Origin of the sequence: Streptomyces sp. NPDC021115 (assembly GCF_044333065.1) — a bacterium.
In the GTDB taxonomy this organism is placed as follows: domain Bacteria; phylum Actinomycetota; class Actinomycetes; order Streptomycetales; family Streptomycetaceae; genus Streptomyces.
This window is the reverse complement of sequence record NZ_JBIRQF010000016.1, coordinates 157937-175802: the sequence shown is the minus strand read 5'-3', so window position 1 is coordinate 175802 and position 17866 is coordinate 157937. Positions and strand designations below refer to the sequence as shown.

General features: G+C 71.6%; 12 protein-coding genes. 4 read left to right on the top strand and 8 right to left on the bottom strand.

The genetic code is table 11. From position 1 onward, the window contains the following. Positions 1-17 precede the first annotated feature (17 nt). Entirely contained in the window at positions 18-1292 is a 1275-nt protein-coding gene (locus ACH4TL_RS34960) for an MFS transporter (RefSeq protein WP_398324367.1), read from the top strand. 901 nt (positions 1293-2193) lie between these two features. On the opposite strand, the gene ACH4TL_RS34955 is transcribed toward ACH4TL_RS34960, so the two are convergent. The 7 genes from ACH4TL_RS34955 to rsgA form a co-directional block, all read right to left on the bottom strand. Further along, positions 2194-3042 (bottom strand): ABC transporter permease, encoded by an 849-nt coding sequence (locus ACH4TL_RS34955; protein WP_398324364.1) that lies wholly within the window; start codon positions 3040-3042, stop codon positions 2194-2196. Positions 3043-3058: 16 nt separating this feature from the next. Then, entirely contained in the window at positions 3059-4003 is a 945-nt protein-coding gene (locus tag ACH4TL_RS34950) for an ATP-binding cassette domain-containing protein (protein ID WP_398324361.1), read from the bottom strand. A gap of 82 nt (positions 4004-4085) precedes the next feature. Beyond that, a complete protein-coding gene (gene lgt, locus ACH4TL_RS34945; RefSeq protein WP_398324442.1) occupies positions 4086-4982 on the bottom strand; it encodes a prolipoprotein diacylglyceryl transferase in 897 nt (298 codons plus the stop codon). 93 nt (positions 4983-5075) lie between these two features. Then, positions 5076-5705 (bottom strand): hypothetical protein, encoded by a 630-nt coding sequence (locus ACH4TL_RS34940; RefSeq protein WP_398324357.1) that lies wholly within the window; start codon positions 5703-5705, stop codon positions 5076-5078. A gap of 121 nt (positions 5706-5826) precedes the next feature. Beyond that, on the bottom strand, positions 5827-6594 hold the full coding sequence (locus tag ACH4TL_RS34935; protein ID WP_398324354.1) for a recombinase family protein: 768 nt from the start codon (positions 6592-6594) through the stop codon (positions 5827-5829). Between the two features lie 42 nt (positions 6595-6636). Continuing rightward, complete coding sequence (locus tag ACH4TL_RS34930) at positions 6637-8076, bottom strand: dihydrolipoyl dehydrogenase family protein (RefSeq protein WP_398324352.1); 1440 nt, start codon at positions 8074-8076, stop codon at positions 6637-6639. Positions 8077-8255: 179 nt separating this feature from the next. Then, positions 8256-9350 (bottom strand): ribosome small subunit-dependent GTPase A, encoded by a 1095-nt coding sequence (gene rsgA / locus ACH4TL_RS34925; protein WP_398324350.1) that lies wholly within the window; start codon positions 9348-9350, stop codon positions 8256-8258. A 257-nt stretch (positions 9351-9607) separates the two neighbouring features. On the opposite strand from rsgA, the gene ACH4TL_RS34920 reads away from it, so the two are divergent. Then, complete coding sequence (locus ACH4TL_RS34920; RefSeq protein WP_398324348.1) at positions 9608-10087, top strand: MarR family winged helix-turn-helix transcriptional regulator; 480 nt, start codon at positions 9608-9610, stop codon at positions 10085-10087. Positions 10088-10314: 227 nt separating this feature from the next. After that, positions 10315-12543 (top strand): ATP-binding protein, encoded by a 2229-nt coding sequence (locus ACH4TL_RS34915; RefSeq protein ID WP_398324437.1) that lies wholly within the window; start codon positions 10315-10317, stop codon positions 12541-12543. A 478-nt stretch (positions 12544-13021) separates the two neighbouring features. Here ACH4TL_RS34915 and ACH4TL_RS34910 read toward each other — a convergent pair whose 3' ends face one another. After that, on the bottom strand, positions 13022-14305 hold the full coding sequence (locus ACH4TL_RS34910) for a hypothetical protein (protein ID WP_398324346.1): 1284 nt from the start codon (positions 14303-14305) through the stop codon (positions 13022-13024). A 372-nt stretch (positions 14306-14677) separates the two neighbouring features. Here ACH4TL_RS34910 and ACH4TL_RS34905 point away from each other — a divergent pair, with 372 nt between their 5' ends. Beyond that, entirely contained in the window at positions 14678-17788 is a 3111-nt protein-coding gene (locus ACH4TL_RS34905; RefSeq protein ID WP_398324344.1) for an AfsR/SARP family transcriptional regulator, read from the top strand. The last annotated feature ends 78 nt before the right edge of the window (positions 17789-17866 follow it).

Sequence of the window (17866 nt, the reverse complement as noted above, 5' to 3'; positions counted from 1 at the left end):
ATTCTGAGGTGTGGAAAATGACCGCGATTTATCAGCGTCTCCGGTCTGCGACGGCCGGGAGTGACAGCGGGCCGGTGAAGTGGGGGGTCGTCGTCCTCGCCTTTCTGACCATTCTTCTCGACGGATACGACACCGCCGTACTCGGCTTCGTCGTGCCCACGATCGCAGGGAAGTGGAACCTGGACGAATCGGCTTTCACTCCGGCCCTCGCGGTCACGAACCTCGGTGTGGTGATCGGCTATTTGTGCTCCGCACGGGCCGCCGCACGCTTCGGGCACAAACCTCTGATCGTCACGGGAACCGTGACGTTCGCGGCGGGGTCGGCACTGACTGTGCCGGTGGACACAGTCGCGATGCTCGGCGCGGCACGCCTGGTGACCGCACTCGGCCTCGGCATCGTTCTGCCCTCGTGTGTCGCGATCGCGGCGGACAACGTGCCCCCGGCACGCCGGGAGGTGTCCAGCATCGCGGTCGTGCTGGGGATCGCCCTCGGAGCCGTCGTCGGAGGGCTGGTCAGCCCGCCCCTTGTCGAGGCCTTCGGCTGGACCTCCCTGTTCTGGGTCGGCGCTGGGCTGCCGATCCTGCTGTTGCCGCTGCTGGTGCGCGGACTGCCCTCCACCCCCGCCTCCCGGTCCGCTTCGCGGACGGCGGCTGAACCCGCCATGCGTCGACTGTTCGAACAGGGCTTGGCCAAGTGGACGGTGCTGTTGTGGTGCCTCGCCCTGCTGATGTACGCAGCGAACTACGCCCTGCTGGCCTGGCTACCGACGATGCTCACCAGGGGATACGGTTTCACTGATGCACAGGCTCCAGTGGGCGTATCGATGATTGCCATGGGAGGAGTGCTCGGCGGGGTGGTGCTGATCCCGCTCTGCTCCCGGTTCGGTGCGCCGCGTGCCCTGGCCGGGATGGTGGTGGCAGGCGTCGTCTTCCTGGCCGCCGCCGCTCAAGTGGACGCCGACCGCGCGGTGCTGCTTGCGCTGCTCACCGTGGCCGGCGCCGGCATCGTCGCGGGTGTGGTCGGCCTGACGGCCCTCGCGGTGGCGCTCTATCCCACCGCAGTCCGCACGACCGGCGTCGCCTGTGCCGCCGCACTGGGTCGCGTCGGCTCCATCGTCGGCCCGGCCGCAGGCGGAGGTCTGCTCGCGCTGGGTATCCCGAGCCGGAGGATTCTGCTGCTGTCCGCGGTGCCAGTAGCCCTCGGGGCTGTGCTGGTCTTCGCATTCGTCGTACGTGCCCGTACCGTCGCAAATCCCGGCCTGCCCGAGAGTGGGTACGGGGAACCTGCATGATCCGCCTGCCCCTCATGCGGCACCGGCCGACGCGACGAACGGGCAGCTGGTCCTCCGCCGGGGTCACCGTGCCGACGGAGGCGGGGCCCCTCAGGGCGTTGCCGATCGCCTGCTTGCGCGGGGCTGCCGCTTCCGGCTCGGTGCGGTCCGAGAGGAGGACGCGGGGGATCGTCCTGAGTGGAGGTGAGGTCGATTTCGGCCACCGTCCGTTCGGCGGCATCACGGCGCACCGTGCCGGGGGCACCTGCGGATCGTGACCGCACCGAGCAGTGCACTGGCACCCTGGCTCCGCGAACCCGCGGAACGACGCCTGCCAGTCGGTGCATACGGTGGGCCCCGGCGCCAGCCCATACGGGTCGCCCGCGCTGAACCCTCGGCGGCTACGGCCCCGACGGCCCCTGCCGCCTGCTCGTGGCCCCCGGCACGCTGCCCGAGAAAGCCACCTGGTACCTGGCCACCGACCTGCGCCACCCCGATGCCGAGCACGCCACCACCAGCCCACACCCGCCTGCCCGCCACCGCGCAGGGAGGGTTCACCTCGAACAGGGCGAGGGACCAGTCGTCGCTGGTGGAGTAGGCGCAGTCGACGACCACGGCCCGGCAGGCGAAGCCCGCCGTCGTGCGGCGTGTTCGCCTGATTGGCGCGTAACAGGTCAAGGCGCCGGTCGTTGACCTGCTCGGCGTCCCAGGAAAACTCCGAGATGAAGAACTGCAGCCGCTGCACCGCCGGACTGCCGGCGCGCTTGATGCTCTGACCGTTTGAAACTACCTCGCGCACCCGATATGCCGGGTGCACGACCTGGATATCAGAGGAACCCCCAGGTGGAGCGGCGGCCGTGTAGCGGGAGTAAATGTCGATGCACTGGACTTAAAATCTTCCGGAGGCTCCGCCGGCCACGGCTCATTCGTTCGGCGGTCGCCGGAAGGCACGTACGGCAACACACACGGCGAGAGACATGAACGCCACACCGGTGGCGAGAGATCCCGGCACGCTCCAGCCGGGATCCCAGCCCAGCGCCAGCCGACGGGAGCCCTCGACCGCGTACGTGACGGGATTGAGGTGGGCCACCCAGCGCAGCCACTCCGGCAACGCACTCAAGGGAACGAACGCGCTGGACACGAAGGTCAGCGGGAACATCACCAGAGCCGCGATACTCGCGATCAGTTCCACGCCCCGCAGCCAGGCCGCGAGGGCGATGAAACCCCAGATCAGCGACCAGATGACGAACAACGTGAGGATCAGCGCCGCAGCAGTGCCAGGGAGTCCGCCTGCTGGGTGGAAGTCCAGTACCACGTAGGCAACAACCAAAAGAACGCAGAGCTGGGTCGCCACTCGAAACAGATCCGCCAGTGAGCGTGCCACGAGCACCAGCGAAAGCCTCGTGGGCAACACCCTGAATCGTGCCACCATGCCGTTGTTCATGTCCCCGACCAACCCCACTCCCGCGGCCTGTGCGGAGGCGATGCCCGTGGTGATCAGCAGAGCGGGCACCACGTAGTCGATGTAGCGCACACCGTGCGGCAGGTCCGCAGGGTCCGCCATGCTGCCGAAGACCTGACTGAACAGCAACAGCATGATGACGGGCTGGAGAAGGCTGAACACCACTAGGCGTCGGCTGCTGTAGACGGATCGCAACTGTCGCCCCGTCAGCACAGAAAGCTGGGTGGCAATCTTGGCGCCATGCCACCTGGCATCGGTCGACGGATGGGGAGTGTCTGCAGGACGCTCCAGGCGCTCCTGGATGACCAAGGGGTCTCCCATGAGGTCAAGCCGCATCGTTGTCGGTCGCGGCGGAGTGGTGGGTGAGTGCCAAATAGACGTCGTCCAGAGACGGTTCCCTGACAGTGAGTTCGACGCCCTCCACACCGATCGTGTCCAACGCCCGAACGACACCGGCTACATCAGAGGAGCTGTCCACTCGCATGGACAGGGCCCTCCGCTCGACGTCCACATGCGGGCGGAAGCCGACGGCCGTCAGCGCGGTCGCCGCCGCGGTCACGTCAGCCTCGGGCGCGAGCACGACCTGCACGGACCGGTAGCCCAGTTCGGCCTTGAGCCGGTCACTGGTGTCCGACGCGACGACCCGGCCTCTCGAGAGCACCGTGATCCAGTCGGCGAGCCGGTCGGCCTCGTCCAGGTACTGGGTGGTGAGGAGCACCGTCGTACCGTTTGACACCAGTTTCTCGACCGTCTCCCACAGGGCGATACGAGTTGCCGGGTCGAGTCCGGTCGTCGGCTCGTCGAGGAACAACACGTCCGGCCGACCGACCAGGCTGGCCGCGAGGTCGAGTCGTCTGCGCATGCCACCGGAGTAGGTACGGGAGGGCTGTTGGGCGGCGTCAGACAGCCCGAATTGTTCGATGAGTGCTGTGGCGCGAGCCGCTGCCTCGCGTCGGCCAGCGCCGAGAAGCCGGCCGATCAGCACCAGGTTGCCGTATCCAGTCAGGTGTTCGTCGACCGAGGCGAACTGGCCGGTCACCCCGATCCTGGCGCGCACCTCGGCGGCTTGGTGGACGACGTCGTAACCCGCAACGGTCACGGTGCCGGCCGTCGCTCGTGAGACGGTGGTGAGTATGTTCACCAGGGTCGTCTTGCCCGCTCCGTTGTGCCCCAGCAGTCCGAGTACGCGGCCTCGCGTGACTTCAAGGTCGACTCCGCGGAGGGCGTAGACATCGCCGAACCTCTTGTGAACACCGACGGCCCGGATCATAGCCTCGTTGCTCAAGCTGCGCCTCGCACGGCATCCTCCATGACCAGAACGACGATTGCAGCCTCCGAGCACAACGCGTCGGTCATGATGCTGTCCCTCCCCGTGAATGTGCGACTTCATGGCCGTTTTTGGGGGCTACGGCCGCCGCATCGGCGAGTGCTGGCTCAACCAACTCCTCACGGCCAGGGCGCCGCTTCGCCGAGACGACGAAGCAGAGAACCGCCCCGAGGAATACGACCATCGCCGTCCAGTCGTTCAGGCGTACACCCAGGACGTAGTGGGCGTCGTCGATCCGTAGCCATTCGGTCCAGGCGCGGCCCATCGTGTACATCGCGGCATACACCGCGAAGGCCCGGCCGTGGCCGAGACGGAAGCGCCGGTCGGCCCAGAGGACGACGAGCGCCACACCGAGGCACCACAGCGACTCATACAAGAAGGTCGGATGATAGGTGCCGATTCCGGGAGTGTCGGCCGGGCGGTGCGCCGGGTCGATCTCCAGGCCCCACGGAAGGGTGGTGGGACGCCCGTACAGCTCCTGGTTGAACCAGTTGCCCCACCGCCCGAACGCCTGCGCAACAGCGATACCAGGCGCGACAGCGTCGGCGTACGCAGCCAGCGGAATACCCCTCCGACGGCACGCGATCCACGCGCCGACCGCACCGAGCGCGACCGCGCCCCAGATACCGAGGCCGCCCTCCCATATCTTGAAGGCGTCCACCCAGTCACGGCCCTCACCGAAGTACAGCTCGTAGGACGTGATTACGTGGTAGAGACGGCCACCAATCAGACCGAACGGCACGGCCCAGACCGCGATGTCCGCCACGGTGCCGGCTTGTCCGCCCCGGGCGATCCAGCGCTTGTTGCCAAGCCAGACGGCTAGGAAGACACCGATGATGATGCAGAACGCGTAGCCGCGCAGCGGAATCGGCCCGAGGTGGATGGCTCCATGCGAAGGGCTCGGAATGAATGCTAAGTACATGGTGCGCGCCAACCTATCCTGCGCAGGCTCATAGCTCCAGCATTGACGAGAAGACTGCAGAAAGCCAAGTGCCCTTGGGGAGTGGCAGTTTGATCAATCGGCGGAGGGGCGACGGCGCAAAGGTGGAGCGAGAGGTTGTTGGCGATCACGCCTCGGTGGTGGCCTGGACGCGGGCCGCGCGCCCCTCGGCAGCTCCTTCTTTCGCTCGGGGCCGTGAACGATTCCGGCGTGCCAGCGCCTCGGTGCCGTCGCCGGCCAGATCGTCACACGGACGCCGAACTCGCGGAGGATCTCCTTCTTCGCCTGGTTGTCGGGAGCCTTGAACCATCGGTCCTCTACCGTCTCGCCGGTCGGGCGCGTGACCATGCCGGGCTCACGTTCCAGCTTCTCCAGCTCACGCCCCATCGCCGCATACCGGCTCCGGAACCACTCCGCGTCATCTGGGGCGTCGTACAACCCCGAGTCGCGGTCGGAGCACAGCCGTTGGCGGGACGCGTGAAGTTCGGCGATGCGTTCACGGACTCCGTTGCCTTGTTCGTATACGGCCTCCATGATCATCCCCTCACCGAATTCGGCGAGGAACCAGCTCTCTATCCACTCATCCAGGTGCGTCTTGTTGATCGATGGTGCCGGTCGGCAGTTCGCAGCCCGTGGCACTCCCTCGATGCGCGCCTTGCACAGGTACCGCTGGCCACCGCTCCTCGGCTTGCTTTCCCTGTGCATACGCAGCGGTCCGTGGCACTGCCCGCAATACGCCAGGGCCGTGAGGAGGTACCCGTGGCTCGTCTGCCGATCCTGTGCTGGCCGGGCAAGCCCTCGCTCCCGCACCACGCGCTTCAACGCCTCATGCGTCGAGCGGTCCCACAGTGGTTCCGCAACCTTCCGTGGGTGGCCTTCGGATCGGCCTCCGCCCGTACATCACCGCTCGATGATCCGAGGGGGACAGCTCACCTTGCCTGGTAAGGCGGGCCGCTTCCGAGGACGGCGTCACCTTTTCCGGATCGGCGAGGATCCGACGGGCCACCTCCCTGATCACTTCCGGTGCGTGCGGGTGGAGCACCACCTCGTGCACAGCAGCCGTCGGTGCCAGCCGCTTGTACTCGTAGCCGTACGACGGCCTGCTCTTCACCCGGCCGGCTTCCCTGGCCTTGAGCGTCGCCTCACGGTTACGGCGCTGGATGGCGCGCAGTTCCATCTGCGCGCCCCAGGCCTCCATCGTGAAGCGATTCTCGTCGTTCGGGTCGTCCAGGTCCCACGGTCCGTCATGCCCGTACGTAAGGAGCACCTTGCCGGTGTCCCTCATCATGTAGCCGGTGTTGAGGCAGTCGACGAGGTTGCGACCCAGCCGGTCGACGGCAGCGCCCGCGATGCCGTCGTACGCGCCCCGCTCGCCCCTCAGCCACGGACCCAGTTTGGGCCGCGTCATAGGGTCCGTCGCCCCGGACACTTCCCAGTCGTCCGCCCAGGCAATGACGTGCCCGCCCACGGACCTGAAGATGTCCAGCACGTTGTGGCGCTGCCGCTCTGGCGACGACGTGGCTGCTGACATCTGGGACAGGCGACGGACCCCGACGAAGCATCGACCACATCCGTCGTAGGGACGTTCGATCATGCTTCGATCCATACCATGCACTTTGACCTCCGCCGTTTGTACTTAACGGCGGTAGGTCTCCAGCAGCCGCAGCCATACCTCGCTGACCGTGGGGAACGACGGCACCGCGTGCCACAGTCGTTCGACCGGCACCTCACCGGCCACCGCCACGGTCGCCGAGTGCAGCAGCTCCCCCACGCCCGGTCCCACGAACGTCACGCCGATCAGATGCCCCCGGTCCAGGTCGACGACCATGCGGGCGCGGCCGCGGTAGCCGTCCGCGTACAGGGCGGCGCCGGAGACCTGGCCCATGTCGTAGTCGACGACCCGGATGCTGCGGCCCTCCGCCTCGGCCTGTTCGGCGGTCAGCCCGACCGCGCCGACCTCCGGGTCGGTGAAGACGACCTGCGGCACCGCGCCGTGGTCCGCGGTCGCCGCGTGGGCGCCCCAGCGGTCCGTCTCCAGCAGCGGTACGCCCTGGGCCCGGGCGCCGATCGCCGCGCCCGCGATCCGCGCCTGGTACTTGCCCTGATGGGTGAGGAGCGCGCGGTGGTTGACGTCGCCCGCGGCGTACAGCCAGCCGCCCGGCACGTTCCGCACCCGGCAGGTGTCGTCCACGTCCAGCCAGCCGCCGGGGGTGAGCCCGACCGTTTCCAGGCCGAGGTCGTCGGTGCGCGGGGCGCGGCCGGTGGCGAACAGCGCCTCGTCGGCCTCGACGGTCTCCCCGCCGTCCAGCGTGAGCGTCACCGGCCCGCCCGTGCCGTCGCGCCGTACGGCCGTCACGGACGTCCCCGTACGGATCTTCACGCCCGCCTCGGCGAGCGACTCCGCCACCAGCTCGCCCGCGAACGCCTCCATCCGCTCCAGCAGCCCCGAACCGCGGATCAGCATGGTCACCTCGGAGCCGAGGGCGCTCCACGCGGTGGCCATCTCGACGGCCACCACCCCGCCGCCCACCACGGCCAGCCGCCGCGGCACCGTGGACGAACTGGTCGCCTCCCGGCTGGTCCACGGGCGGGCCTCAGCGAGGCCCGGCAGATCCGGCAGCGCGGCCCGGCTGCCGGTGCAGACGGCCACGGCGTGCCGGGCGGTCAGGAAGCGCTCCTGACCGTCCGGCTCGGTGACCGCGATACGGCACGGCTCGACGAGCCGCCCATGACCGCGGATCAGGTCGATGCCCGCCGAGTCGAGCCAGCCGACCTGGCCGTCGTCCTTCCAGTTCGACACGAACGCGTCCCGGTGGGCGAAGACGGCGGCCACGTCCAGCGGTACGGCGCCCGCCTGTCGCGCCCCGGGCGTACGACGCGCCTCGGCGCGCGCGATGACCGGGCGCAGCAACGCCTTGCTGGGGACGCAGGCCCAGTACGAGCACTCGCCGCCGACCAGCTCGCTCTCCACGATCGCCGTGGAGAGCCCGGCCGCGCGGGCCCGGTCGGCCAGGTTCTCCCCGACCGGGCCCGCGCCCAGGACGACGACGTCGTACTCATCCGTACCGGAATTCATCGCGACCCGCTCTCTGCCGACGGTGTGCCTGACCGTGGGATGACGTTTCCCCCATCCTCCCGTCGAGTCCCCGCCGACGGCCACCCGAACCGGCCCGGCGGCGGGGTGCGGGGCGGGGCGGGGCGAACCCGCACCCCGCACCGCACCCGCACCCCGTACCGCAGGCCGCAGCGCGGCACTCAGCGCTGCGGCCCCCGCTTGCGCTCGACCATGTGGCGGCCCAGCGCCTGCCGCTGCTTCCACTCGCGCCGCATCTCCGACCGCAGCCGGGCGTCCGTACGGGCCGCCAGGTAGGCGTTCTCGCGCAGCAGCTTGCGGTAGCTGTCCAGCCGCCGGGGCGGCAGTGAACCGTCCTCGACCGCGGCGAGCAGCGCGCACCCCGGCTCGGTCTCGTGCGCGCAGTCGTGGAAGCGGCAGTCCTCCGCGTACGCCGCGATCTCGGCGAACGCCTGCGACACCCCGCCCTCCGCGTCCCACAGCCCGACGCCGCGCAGCCCGGGCGTGTCGATGAGCGCGCCGCCCGAGGGGAGCGGCAGCAGGTTGCGGGTGGTCGTGGTGTGGCGTCCCTTGCCGTCGCTGTCGCGGATCGCGCGTACGTCCTGGACGTCGTCCCCCACCAGGGCGTTGGCCAGCGTGGACTTGCCCGCGCCGGACTGGCCGAGGAGCACGGAGGTCCCGGCGGCGAGCACAGCGCCGAGTACGTCCACGCCCTCCCCCGCCGTGGCGCTGACCGGCAGCACCTGCACCCCCGGCGCGGACGTCTCGACGTCGGCGACGAGATGCGCCAGCGTGCCCGGGTCGTCCACCAGGTCCGCCTTGGTGAGGACCACGACCGGCTGCGCCCCGCTCTCCCAGGCGAGCGCGACGAACCGCTCGACCCGCCCGAGGTCCAGCTCGGCGGCGAGGGATACGGCGATCACGGCGTGGTCGACGTTGGCGGCCAGCACCTGGCCGTCGGAGCGCTTGGAGGAGGTCGACCGCACCACTTCCGTGCGCCGCGGCAGCAGCGTCCGTACGTAGCGCGGCTCACCCGCGGCATCGACCGCGGCCCAGTCGCCGGTGCACACGACCTTCATCGGGTCACGCGGAACGACGAACTCCGTGTCGGCCCGGACAGTACCGTCGGGCGTCACCACATCGCACTGGCCACGGTCCACCCGCACCACGCGCCCGGGAACCAGCCCCTGACGGGCGTACGGGCCGAATGCGGCCGCCCAGTGGTCGTCCCAGCCGTAAGGGACGAGGGCATCGGAAAAAGCGTTGCTCAAGCTCAAGGGGAAAACCCTTCAAAGGGCGGTCCCCGGCGCCACGTACGAAACTACGGAACCGTCAGCCGGAGACCACGGGGATGGGATTGATGCACTTCTGAACGCGGGCGGGGCAGCCCGCAACCGTGACCGTCATCAATGTCCTCACCTCCCGTTTTCCTCGCTCTCGACGGATGCGACGCCACCGTATACCGACCCCGGGGCACGGCTCCACCGGATTTCCGTGTAGGCTGACTGTGTACCTAGGTTAGGTAATCAAACGCATGCATGACGACGACCTGCTCGCCGAGCTGCTCCCCCGGCTGACCCTCCTCAGCAACGTGCTGAACCGCGGCAGGATGCACGAACAGGCCGCCGCGGCCGCCGGAATCTCGCTGGAGCGACCGGCGATATCGGTGCTCGGCATCCTCAAGGCGGCGGGCGAGCCGCTGCGCATCGGCGAGATCGCCGACCGCATGCAGGTCGCGGGCCCGCACGCCACCCGCCAGATCCAGGGGCTCGAACAGCGCGGGCTGGTCCACCGCATCGCCGACCCCGACGACCAGCGCGCCCGGCTGATCGACCTCACGCCGGAGGGCGCGGCGACCGTCGAGCGCTATATGCGCACCGTCCTCGGCTGGTTCACCAGCGCCCTCGCCGACTGGCCCGCAGAGGACCGCCAGAACCTCGGACGCCTCCTCGGACGCATGGTCGACGACCTCTCGGCCTTCCTGAAGGCCCTCGACGGCCCCACCGCGCCCTGAAACGCGGCCCTGGGGGCGCCGGGTCAAGGCCGCCGCAAGCGTCAGCGACGAGAATGTCCCCGACCTGACCGCCACCGATTTCCCGATATGTATTCGAGCTGCGAACGAATATTCAAAGGGAATATGACACTGGCACATGCATTAACCTCGTCGCGGAAAGTGAACCGGCGAGGAGAGAGAGTCACATCACCCCCGAGCGGCGAATATCAGTTCGGGCGAGGGAAATGATGCTTTCCGACGGCCGTGGCACGCATGCGTTCGGAGGGGGACGGGTGCAGGGGCAAGCGCGCGGTGACCACAACGAGTTGAGCGGGACGGTGCACGGCGGGGCCGTGCAGGCGGGGGCGGTGTACGGGGGGATCCACATCCGTACCGAGGGCCCGGGCGAGGGGCGGCGGCCCCATGTCCCGTGGCAGCTGCCGCCGTTGGTACGGATCACCGACCGTACGGCGGAGCTGGGGGCACTGGAGGGGCATCGGGAGCGGGCGGCCGCGCAGGGGTACGGGACGCTGGCCGCGGTCAGCGGGCTCGGCGGGGTCGGGAAGACGGCGGTCGCGCTGGCGTGGCTGCACAGCCTGCGCGAGCGGTTCCCGGACGGCCAGCTCTATGCCCACCTCGGCGCCGAGTCCGCGACCGGGCCGGTGACGCCCGAGGAGGTCGTGGGGCGGTTTCTGCGGGCGCTGGGGGTGCCGACCGGGGAGCTGCCGACGGCGCTCGGCGAGCGCGTGGCGCTGTACCGGTCGCTGACCGCGGACCGGCGTCTTGTGGTGCTGCTCGACGACGCCGCGACCGCCGCGCAGGTCCGGCCGCTGCTGCCGGGCGGTCCGAACGTGACGGCCGTGACCAGCCGGTGGCGGATGCCGGGGCTGACGGTCGACGGGTGTTACGCGGTGCACCTCGACCCGCTGGCCACGGAGGCCGCCGTCGAACTGCTGGAGGTGACGCTCGCCGACGGCCGGGTGGCCGCGCAGCCACAAGAGGCGCGGGCGCTGGTCGAGTTGTGCGCCGGGCTGCCGCTCGCGGTGCGGGTGGCCGGGGCCCGGCTCGCGGCACGGCCGCGGCGGCACATCACGACGATGGTGCGCGCCCTGACCGAGGAGCGCGGCCGACTGGAGGCGTTGGCCATCGAAGGGGACCACAACGTACGGGCCGCCCTGGACCTGTCGTACCAGGAGCTGGCGCCCGAGGCCGCCCGGCTGTACCGGCGCCTGAGCCTGCATCCGGGCCCGGAGTTCGGGAGCGCGGTGGCGGACGCGGCGCTGGGCGCCGGGGACGCGGCCGGGCCGCTGGACCTGCTGTACGACGCCAACCTGCTCATCGACGCCGGGGACGAGCGCTACCGCTTCCACGACCTCGTACGGCTGCACGCCGCCGAGAGGGCGGAGGCGCACGAGAGCGCGGTGGAGCGCGCGGCGGCGCTACGCCGCATCGCCGACCACTACCTCGCCACGGCCACCCGCGCCGAGGAGATCGTCGATCCGCAGCATCGGACGCTGGACCGGGATTACGGCCCGACAGACCCTGTGTACGCCGACTTCGGGGAGGGCAGCGACGCCGCGCTCGGCTGGCTGGAGAGCGAACTGCCCAATCTGATGGCCGTGATCCGCGTCGCCCGCCCCGCCGGTTTCCCGACGGTCGCCTGGCAGCTCGCCGACGCGTTATGGCCGCTGTTCCTGCGCCGGAAGTTCTACGAGGACTGGCGGGCCGCCCACCGCGAAGGGCTGCGGGCGGCGGAGGAGCTGGGGGACGCGGTCGCCGAGTGCCAGATGCTGACCTCCGGCGGGATGGGCGAGCTGGGGATCGGCGACCACGAACGGGCCCTGGAGATGTTCGAGCGCGCGGCCCGGACGTTCCGCGCCGGCGGCAACGCCCTCGGCCAGGCCCGTACGCTCAACTACCAGGGCCTGGCCCATCAGCGGCTGGGCCGTCTGGACCGGGCGGCCGAGCTGTTCGCCCGGGCCGCCGCGGAGCTGCCGGGAGTCGGCGACGCACGGGCCGGTGGACTGGCCCGGCTCAACCTCGCCGACATCGCCCTGGAACGAGGGCTGTGGGAGCAGGCAGTGACGGACGCCGACGCCGCCCGCACCACGCTGGACGAGGCGGGCGACGCGTACAACGCCGCCCGCGCGCTCACCCTGCTCGGCCGCGCCCACCTCGGCACGGACCGGTTCGACCTCGCGGAGGAGCGGCTGTCCGCGGCGCTCGCCACCCTGCGCGGCATGGCCGCGCACTACGAGACGGCGCGCGCCGTGGAGAGCCTGGCCGCGCTCGCCGAGCGGCGCGGCCGCACCGACCTGGCCCGGGAGCGCTACCGGGAGGCGCTGGACCTCTATTCGGCGGTGGGCCGTTCGAAGTCGGCCCACGCCGAGGCCGTACGCACCCGGCTCGGGCGGCTGGAGGCACCGGGCACCGACGGTACGGACCGTACGGACGGCAGCGCGGACCCGGCGGGCTGACCCCACACCAGCCGCATCGGCGCCGCGCCCAGCTCCTCCGCCGGGAGCCCGGCCACCAGCCAGGTGTGGGCCACCGAGGCCCACACCGCCCACGGTGGCCCGGCCGCCGGATGCCGCGCGCGCAGGGTCAGCGCGAGCCCGGCGGGTCCCAGCCGCAGCCAGAGCCCGGGCCCCCGGTGCACCGCCACCACCAGGGCACCGGGGTGCCGGGCGGCCAGCGCGGCGGCCTGCCGATGCGGCTCGGCCCCGGCCTCCGCCTCGGCCAGCAGGACGTCCGCGAGCGGGGCGAGCGAGGGCATCGGTGCGGGGAGTCGGACGCGCAGATGCTCGTCCGTGGTCCGGGAAACGGCCCGGGACGCGGTACGCGACGCACACCGGCCCACCCGCGCACCGCACCCCGGCCGCAGCAGCACGACCCGGACGCGGCCCGTCACCGCCCCGCGCACCGGCTCGCTCACCACCACGGTCACCGGCGGCATCATGACACCGCCCCCGGCGGCATGCCGCCGGGCACGACGCTCCCCGGCTCGTCGTACGGCACCGTGAACGGCAGCCGCGCGGGCTCGGTGGTGGGACGCCCGGCGGGCGCCCGCAGCCGCAGCTTGCGGTAGAGCAGGGCGCGCATCTTGCGGGCGAACCGGCCCGGTTCGGAGGTGATCCGCGCCGCCACCCGTTCGTGGCGCTGCGCCCGGTACGTCGCCGAGCTGCGCTTGAACTGCTCGCGCAGCGGGCGGTCCTGGTGCAGCCGGGGCGCGAACGAGCCCAGTTCGGCCAGCGGCGACCGCGGATCGACGTCGCCGTCGGGCAGGGTGGCCATCAGGACGGGCACTCCCGTCATCGCGCCGTAGAGCGTGACCGAGCCGTGGTCGCCGACGATGTAGTCGGCCGCGACGAGCGCCCCGACCCAGTCGCCGTAGTGGCTGAGCACGGTGAGCCCTGAGCGGCCCAGCCGGGCGAGCCAGCTGCGGACCTGCCACTCGCCGTGGGCGTTCCACACATGCGGATGCAGCAGCGCGGCCACCCGGAACTCCTCCCTCGGCAGCTCCGCCACCAGCCGCTCCAGCACCTCGAACCCGCGCCCCAGCAGGGAGTTCGGGCCCCAGGTCGAGCAGGCGAGCACGAGCCGCTGCCGGGCCCGGGCGCCCAGCGCCTCCCGGTACAGGGCGCGGGCGGGCAGGCTCGCGGTGATGCGGTCGAAGCACGGGTCTCCGACCACCTCGGCGACCGGCAGCGCCTCGGGGCACTCCCGGCCCAGCCGGGCCAGCTCCTCCTGGTGTGCCAGGACGATGGCCTCGGGCACCACGGCCCCGTCCCGGACCAGCCGCTGCCTGCTGAGTCCGTAGACGCTGCGCTGCGCCACCGCGCGTCCCCGGGTGCGCCGCCCGGGCACGATCTTGTTGTGTCCGGCGCCGTGCGGCAGCACGATGACGGGCGCGTGCAGTTCGTGCAGGCTGCCGTGGCCCGCGGCCAGCGCCAGGTCGAACGGCGTCTGCACCGCCTGGCTCCACGGCAGCACCAGCCCCCGCAGCCCCTCCAGGAACGCGGCGACGCCGTTGCTGAACACATCGGGCGCCGCGGTGAAGAACACCTGTACCCGCGCGTCGCCCTCCAGCAGCCGGATGGCGTCCAGCAGCCGCTGTCCGGCGGTCACCGTGTGCACCACGGCCAGGACCCTGCGGCGGATCTCCCGGGTGGCCCAGTACTCGACGTCCGGGCGTACCGGCACATGGCGCGGGTGGGCTTCCAGCATGGTCACGCTCATCGGTTCGACTTCCCCCGGTCTCCCTTTCGGGCGTCGCGCCCGAATCCGGCCGGCGACCCGGTCGGCCGCCGGAGGAGGGCGTGCCCGGGGGACTGGATGCGGGGGTTGCAGAAATCCTGCACCCGCCCTGCGGCGCCGGTCGGAGCCATCGCACCTGATCACAGTGGTGCGGGCGTGCGCCCGCTACGCATCCGTGCGCCTCTGGCTGCCACCCCCGACGTCGCGGCAACAGTGAAGTGAGTGCCGTACGCACGGGCGCGGGCTGCCGGAAACGGCGGGGAGAAGCACACCCATCGGGGGCCGACGGTGAAACTGCTTGCTCTGGGACCCCTGGAACTATGGCATCACGAGCGGCGCCACACGCTCGGCTCGGTGAAAGAGCGCTGTGTGCTGGCCGTGCTGGTCCACGCCCGGGGCGAACCGGTCACCGCGGACACGCTGATGGAGCGGGTCTGGGACGGCGATCCGCCGCCGACCGGCCTGGACACGCTCCAGAGCTATCTGTCCCGGCTGCGCGGACGGCTCAGCCAGGCCGTCGGGGACCGGGCCGGGGTCGAGCGGCCGTCCCCGCGGCTGTACCGGCTGCGGGTGAACCCGGAGGACATCGATCTGCTGCGGTTCCAGCGGCTGCGCGACGACGCGGGCGCGGCGGCCGCGCGCGGCGAGCGGGAGCGGGCCGTGGGGCTGCTGCGGGCCGCCGAGGAGCTGTGGCGGGGCGAGCCGCTGACGGAGTTCACCGGGGCCTGGGCGGCGGCGGCCCGCACCCGGCTGGTCGAGGACCACCGACGGGTGCGGGAGCAACGCATCCGACTCCAGCTGGAGTCGGGGCAGCACGCGGACCTCATCGGCGAGCTGCGCGAGCTGGCCGCGCAGAACCCGTACGCCCAGAAGGTGATCGCCTCCCTGATGCTGGCGCTCTACCGCTCCGGACGGGACGACGAGGCGCTCACCGTCTACCGGGACACCCGGCGGCTGCTCCGGCAGGAGCAAGGCATCGAACCCGGGGCGGAACTGCGCGAACTGCATCAGCGCATCCTCGATCAGGACCGGGCGCTGATGACCACCGACCGCCCGGCGGCACCCACGGCACCACCGGCACCACCGGCGGCGACAGCGACACCAGCGGTGGCCCGCGAGCCCGGCAACACCCTCCCGCGCGACGTACGGGAGTTCACCGGGCGCACGAGCGAGTTACGCATCCTGCTGACCTCGTCCGCCACCACCGCACGCGACGCCTCCCTCCCCCTCACCGTCATCCACGGCATGCCCGGAGTCGGCAAGACCGCGCTCGCCATCCGCGCCGCGGGCGGCCTGTGCGAGGCGTACCCGGCCGGGCAGTTCTACGTGGACCTCCACGCCTACGGCGGACAGCAGCCCTGCGACCCCGCCGAAGCGCTCGCCGTCCTGCTGCACGCCTCCGACGCGCCCGGGCCGCTTCCCGACTCGCTCGACGAACGCGCGGCCCGATGGCGCGCCTGGACCGCCCGCCACCAGGTGCTCGTCATCCTCGACAACGCCCGCGACGCCGACCAGGTCGGCCCGCTGCTGCCGGGCTCCCCCGGCTGCCGCGCGATCGTCACCAGCCGCAACCGGCTGGTCGGGCTGAACGGCGCCACCTCGCTCCACCTGGACGTCCTCTCCGAGGCGGAGGCCGTCGCGCTCTTCACCCGGATCGCGGGCCCCGCCCGGCTCTCCCCCTCCCCGTCCGCCGCCGACGCCGAAGCGCTGCGGCGGGTGGTGGCCGCGTGCGGCTGCCACCCCCTCGCCGTCCAGCTGCTCGCCAGCCGCTTCCGGCACCGGGACACCTGGGACCTGCACCACCTCCTCGACCGGCTGGCGGAGGCCACCGACCCGCTGGAGGAGTTCGACCCCGCGGTGGCGTCGGCGTTCCAGCTCTCGTACGCCGGACTCAGCGCCCCCGCCCGGCGCCTGTTCCGCAGGCTCGCCCTGCACACCGGCCCCGACATCACCCTCCGCGCCGCCACCGCGCTCGCCGGACCGGAGGCCGCGCGGATCCGGCGGGTGGTCGAAGAGCTCCAGGACAGCCACCTGCTGGAAGAACCGGTGCACGACCGCTACCGGTTCCACGACCTCGGCCGCGCGTTCGGGCTCCAGATCTGTGCCCGGGAAGAGCCGGAGACCGCCCGCCACGCGGCCGTCGAGCGGCTGCTCGGCTACTACCTCACCGCCGCGCACCGCGCCGACCGCCTCGTCCATCCGCAGCGACGGCCACGGCCGCCAGGGCCGCCTCAGGAGTCCCCGTACGCGCCCGAGTTCGCCGATGCCGACGAGGCGGGCGTGTGGCTCACCCTGGAGCGTGCCAACCTGCTGGCCGCCGCCCGCACCGCGCCCGGCCGGAGCCCGTCGTACGCGGCCCTCTTCCCGCACGTCCTGGCGGGCGCGCTGAACACCTGGGGCACCTGGGACATCGCCGCCGAGCTGTACGGCGCGGCGCTGACCGTCCTGCGCGCCCGCGCCGACCGGCCCGCCCTCGCCAGAACGCTCGTCGAACGCGCTGAGGTGCTGGCCCAGAAGAGCCACGACGAGGCCCAGCGCTGCGCCACCGAGGCCCTGATCCTCTTCCGCGGCCTCCGCGACCCGCACGGCTGCGCCGACGCCCTCCTCCAGTCAGGGCGCGCCCATCTCGCCGCGGGCCACGGCGAGATGGCGCTCCGGGTCCTGGACCGCGCCATCGGGCGCTTCCGGCAGGTCGGCGACCGTGGCGGGGAGGCGGACTGCCTCAACATCCAGGCCGCGGCGCTGCACTACGCGGGCCGGTACGCCGAGGCACTGGAGCGGGTGCGGGTCATGCTCAGCGTCCACGAAGCGCTCGGAAATCTGCGGGGGCAGGCAAAGGCCCTCAACAACCTCGGCGAACTGGCCTATCTCCAGGCCCGCTACGACGAGGCCCGCGCCCACTACGAGCGGTCCCGCACCCTGGCGCGGCAGTTCGGCGGCCGTCAGGAGCTGGCCATCCTCGACACCAACCTCGGCCGGGTGCACCAGGCCACCGGGGACACCGACCTGGCGCTGCGGTGTTTCCGGCGCGCCCTCGACAGCCACCGGGCGGGCGGGGACACCCTCGGCGAGGCGAACGTGCTGATCAGCATGGGGACGGCATACGCCGAAAGCGGCCGCACGGACGAGGCGTTACGCCACTTCGCCCGGGCGGACCGGGCGGCCCGCAGCATCGACAACGCGTACGAACGGCAGCGGGCGCTCATCGGCACCGCCGACGCACACCACCGCTCGGGTCACCTCGCCACCGCCACCGAGGTGTACCGGCAGGCGCTGGCCCTGGCCCAGGGCATCGGCTTCCCGCTCGGCTGCGCCCACGCGCTCGCTGGCCTGGCCCGCACGGCGCTGTCCGCCGCCGATCGGGAGACCGCACACCACTACGGGGCGCAGGCGATGGCCCTGTACGAGAACCTGGAGGCGGGGGTGGAGGCGGAGCGCCTGCGGTGTCTGCTCGCCGGGCGCTGACGTCGCGTCAGACGCCCGGCGGATGGTGCCGGTTGTCGGTCAGGTGGCCATCCCGCTGCCTGCCGACATGTGCATCAG

Coding starts and splice junctions, on each gene's coding strand:
- ACH4TL_RS34960 (WP_398324367.1), top strand. CDS start 18: ATGACCGCGATTTATCAGCGTCTCCGGTCTGCGACGGCCGGGAGTGAC.
- ACH4TL_RS34950 (WP_398324361.1), bottom strand. CDS start 4,003: ATGATCCGGGCCGTCGGTGTTCACAAGAGGTTCGGCGATGTCTACGCC.
- lgt (WP_398324442.1), bottom strand. CDS start 4,982: ATGTACTTAGCATTCATTCCGAGCCCTTCGCATGGAGCCATCCACCTC.
- ACH4TL_RS34940 (WP_398324357.1), bottom strand. CDS start 5,705: ATGCACAGGGAAAGCAAGCCGAGGAGCGGTGGCCAGCGGTACCTGTGC.
- ACH4TL_RS34935 (WP_398324354.1), bottom strand. CDS start 6,594: ATGATCGAACGTCCCTACGACGGATGTGGTCGATGCTTCGTCGGGGTC.
- ACH4TL_RS34930 (WP_398324352.1), bottom strand. CDS start 8,076: ATGAATTCCGGTACGGATGAGTACGACGTCGTCGTCCTGGGCGCGGGC.
- ACH4TL_RS34920 (WP_398324348.1), top strand. CDS start 9,608: ATGCATGACGACGACCTGCTCGCCGAGCTGCTCCCCCGGCTGACCCTC.
- ACH4TL_RS34915 (WP_398324437.1), top strand. CDS start 10,315: ATGCTTTCCGACGGCCGTGGCACGCATGCGTTCGGAGGGGGACGGGTG.
- ACH4TL_RS34910 (WP_398324346.1), bottom strand. CDS start 14,305: ATGAGCGTGACCATGCTGGAAGCCCACCCGCGCCATGTGCCGGTACGC.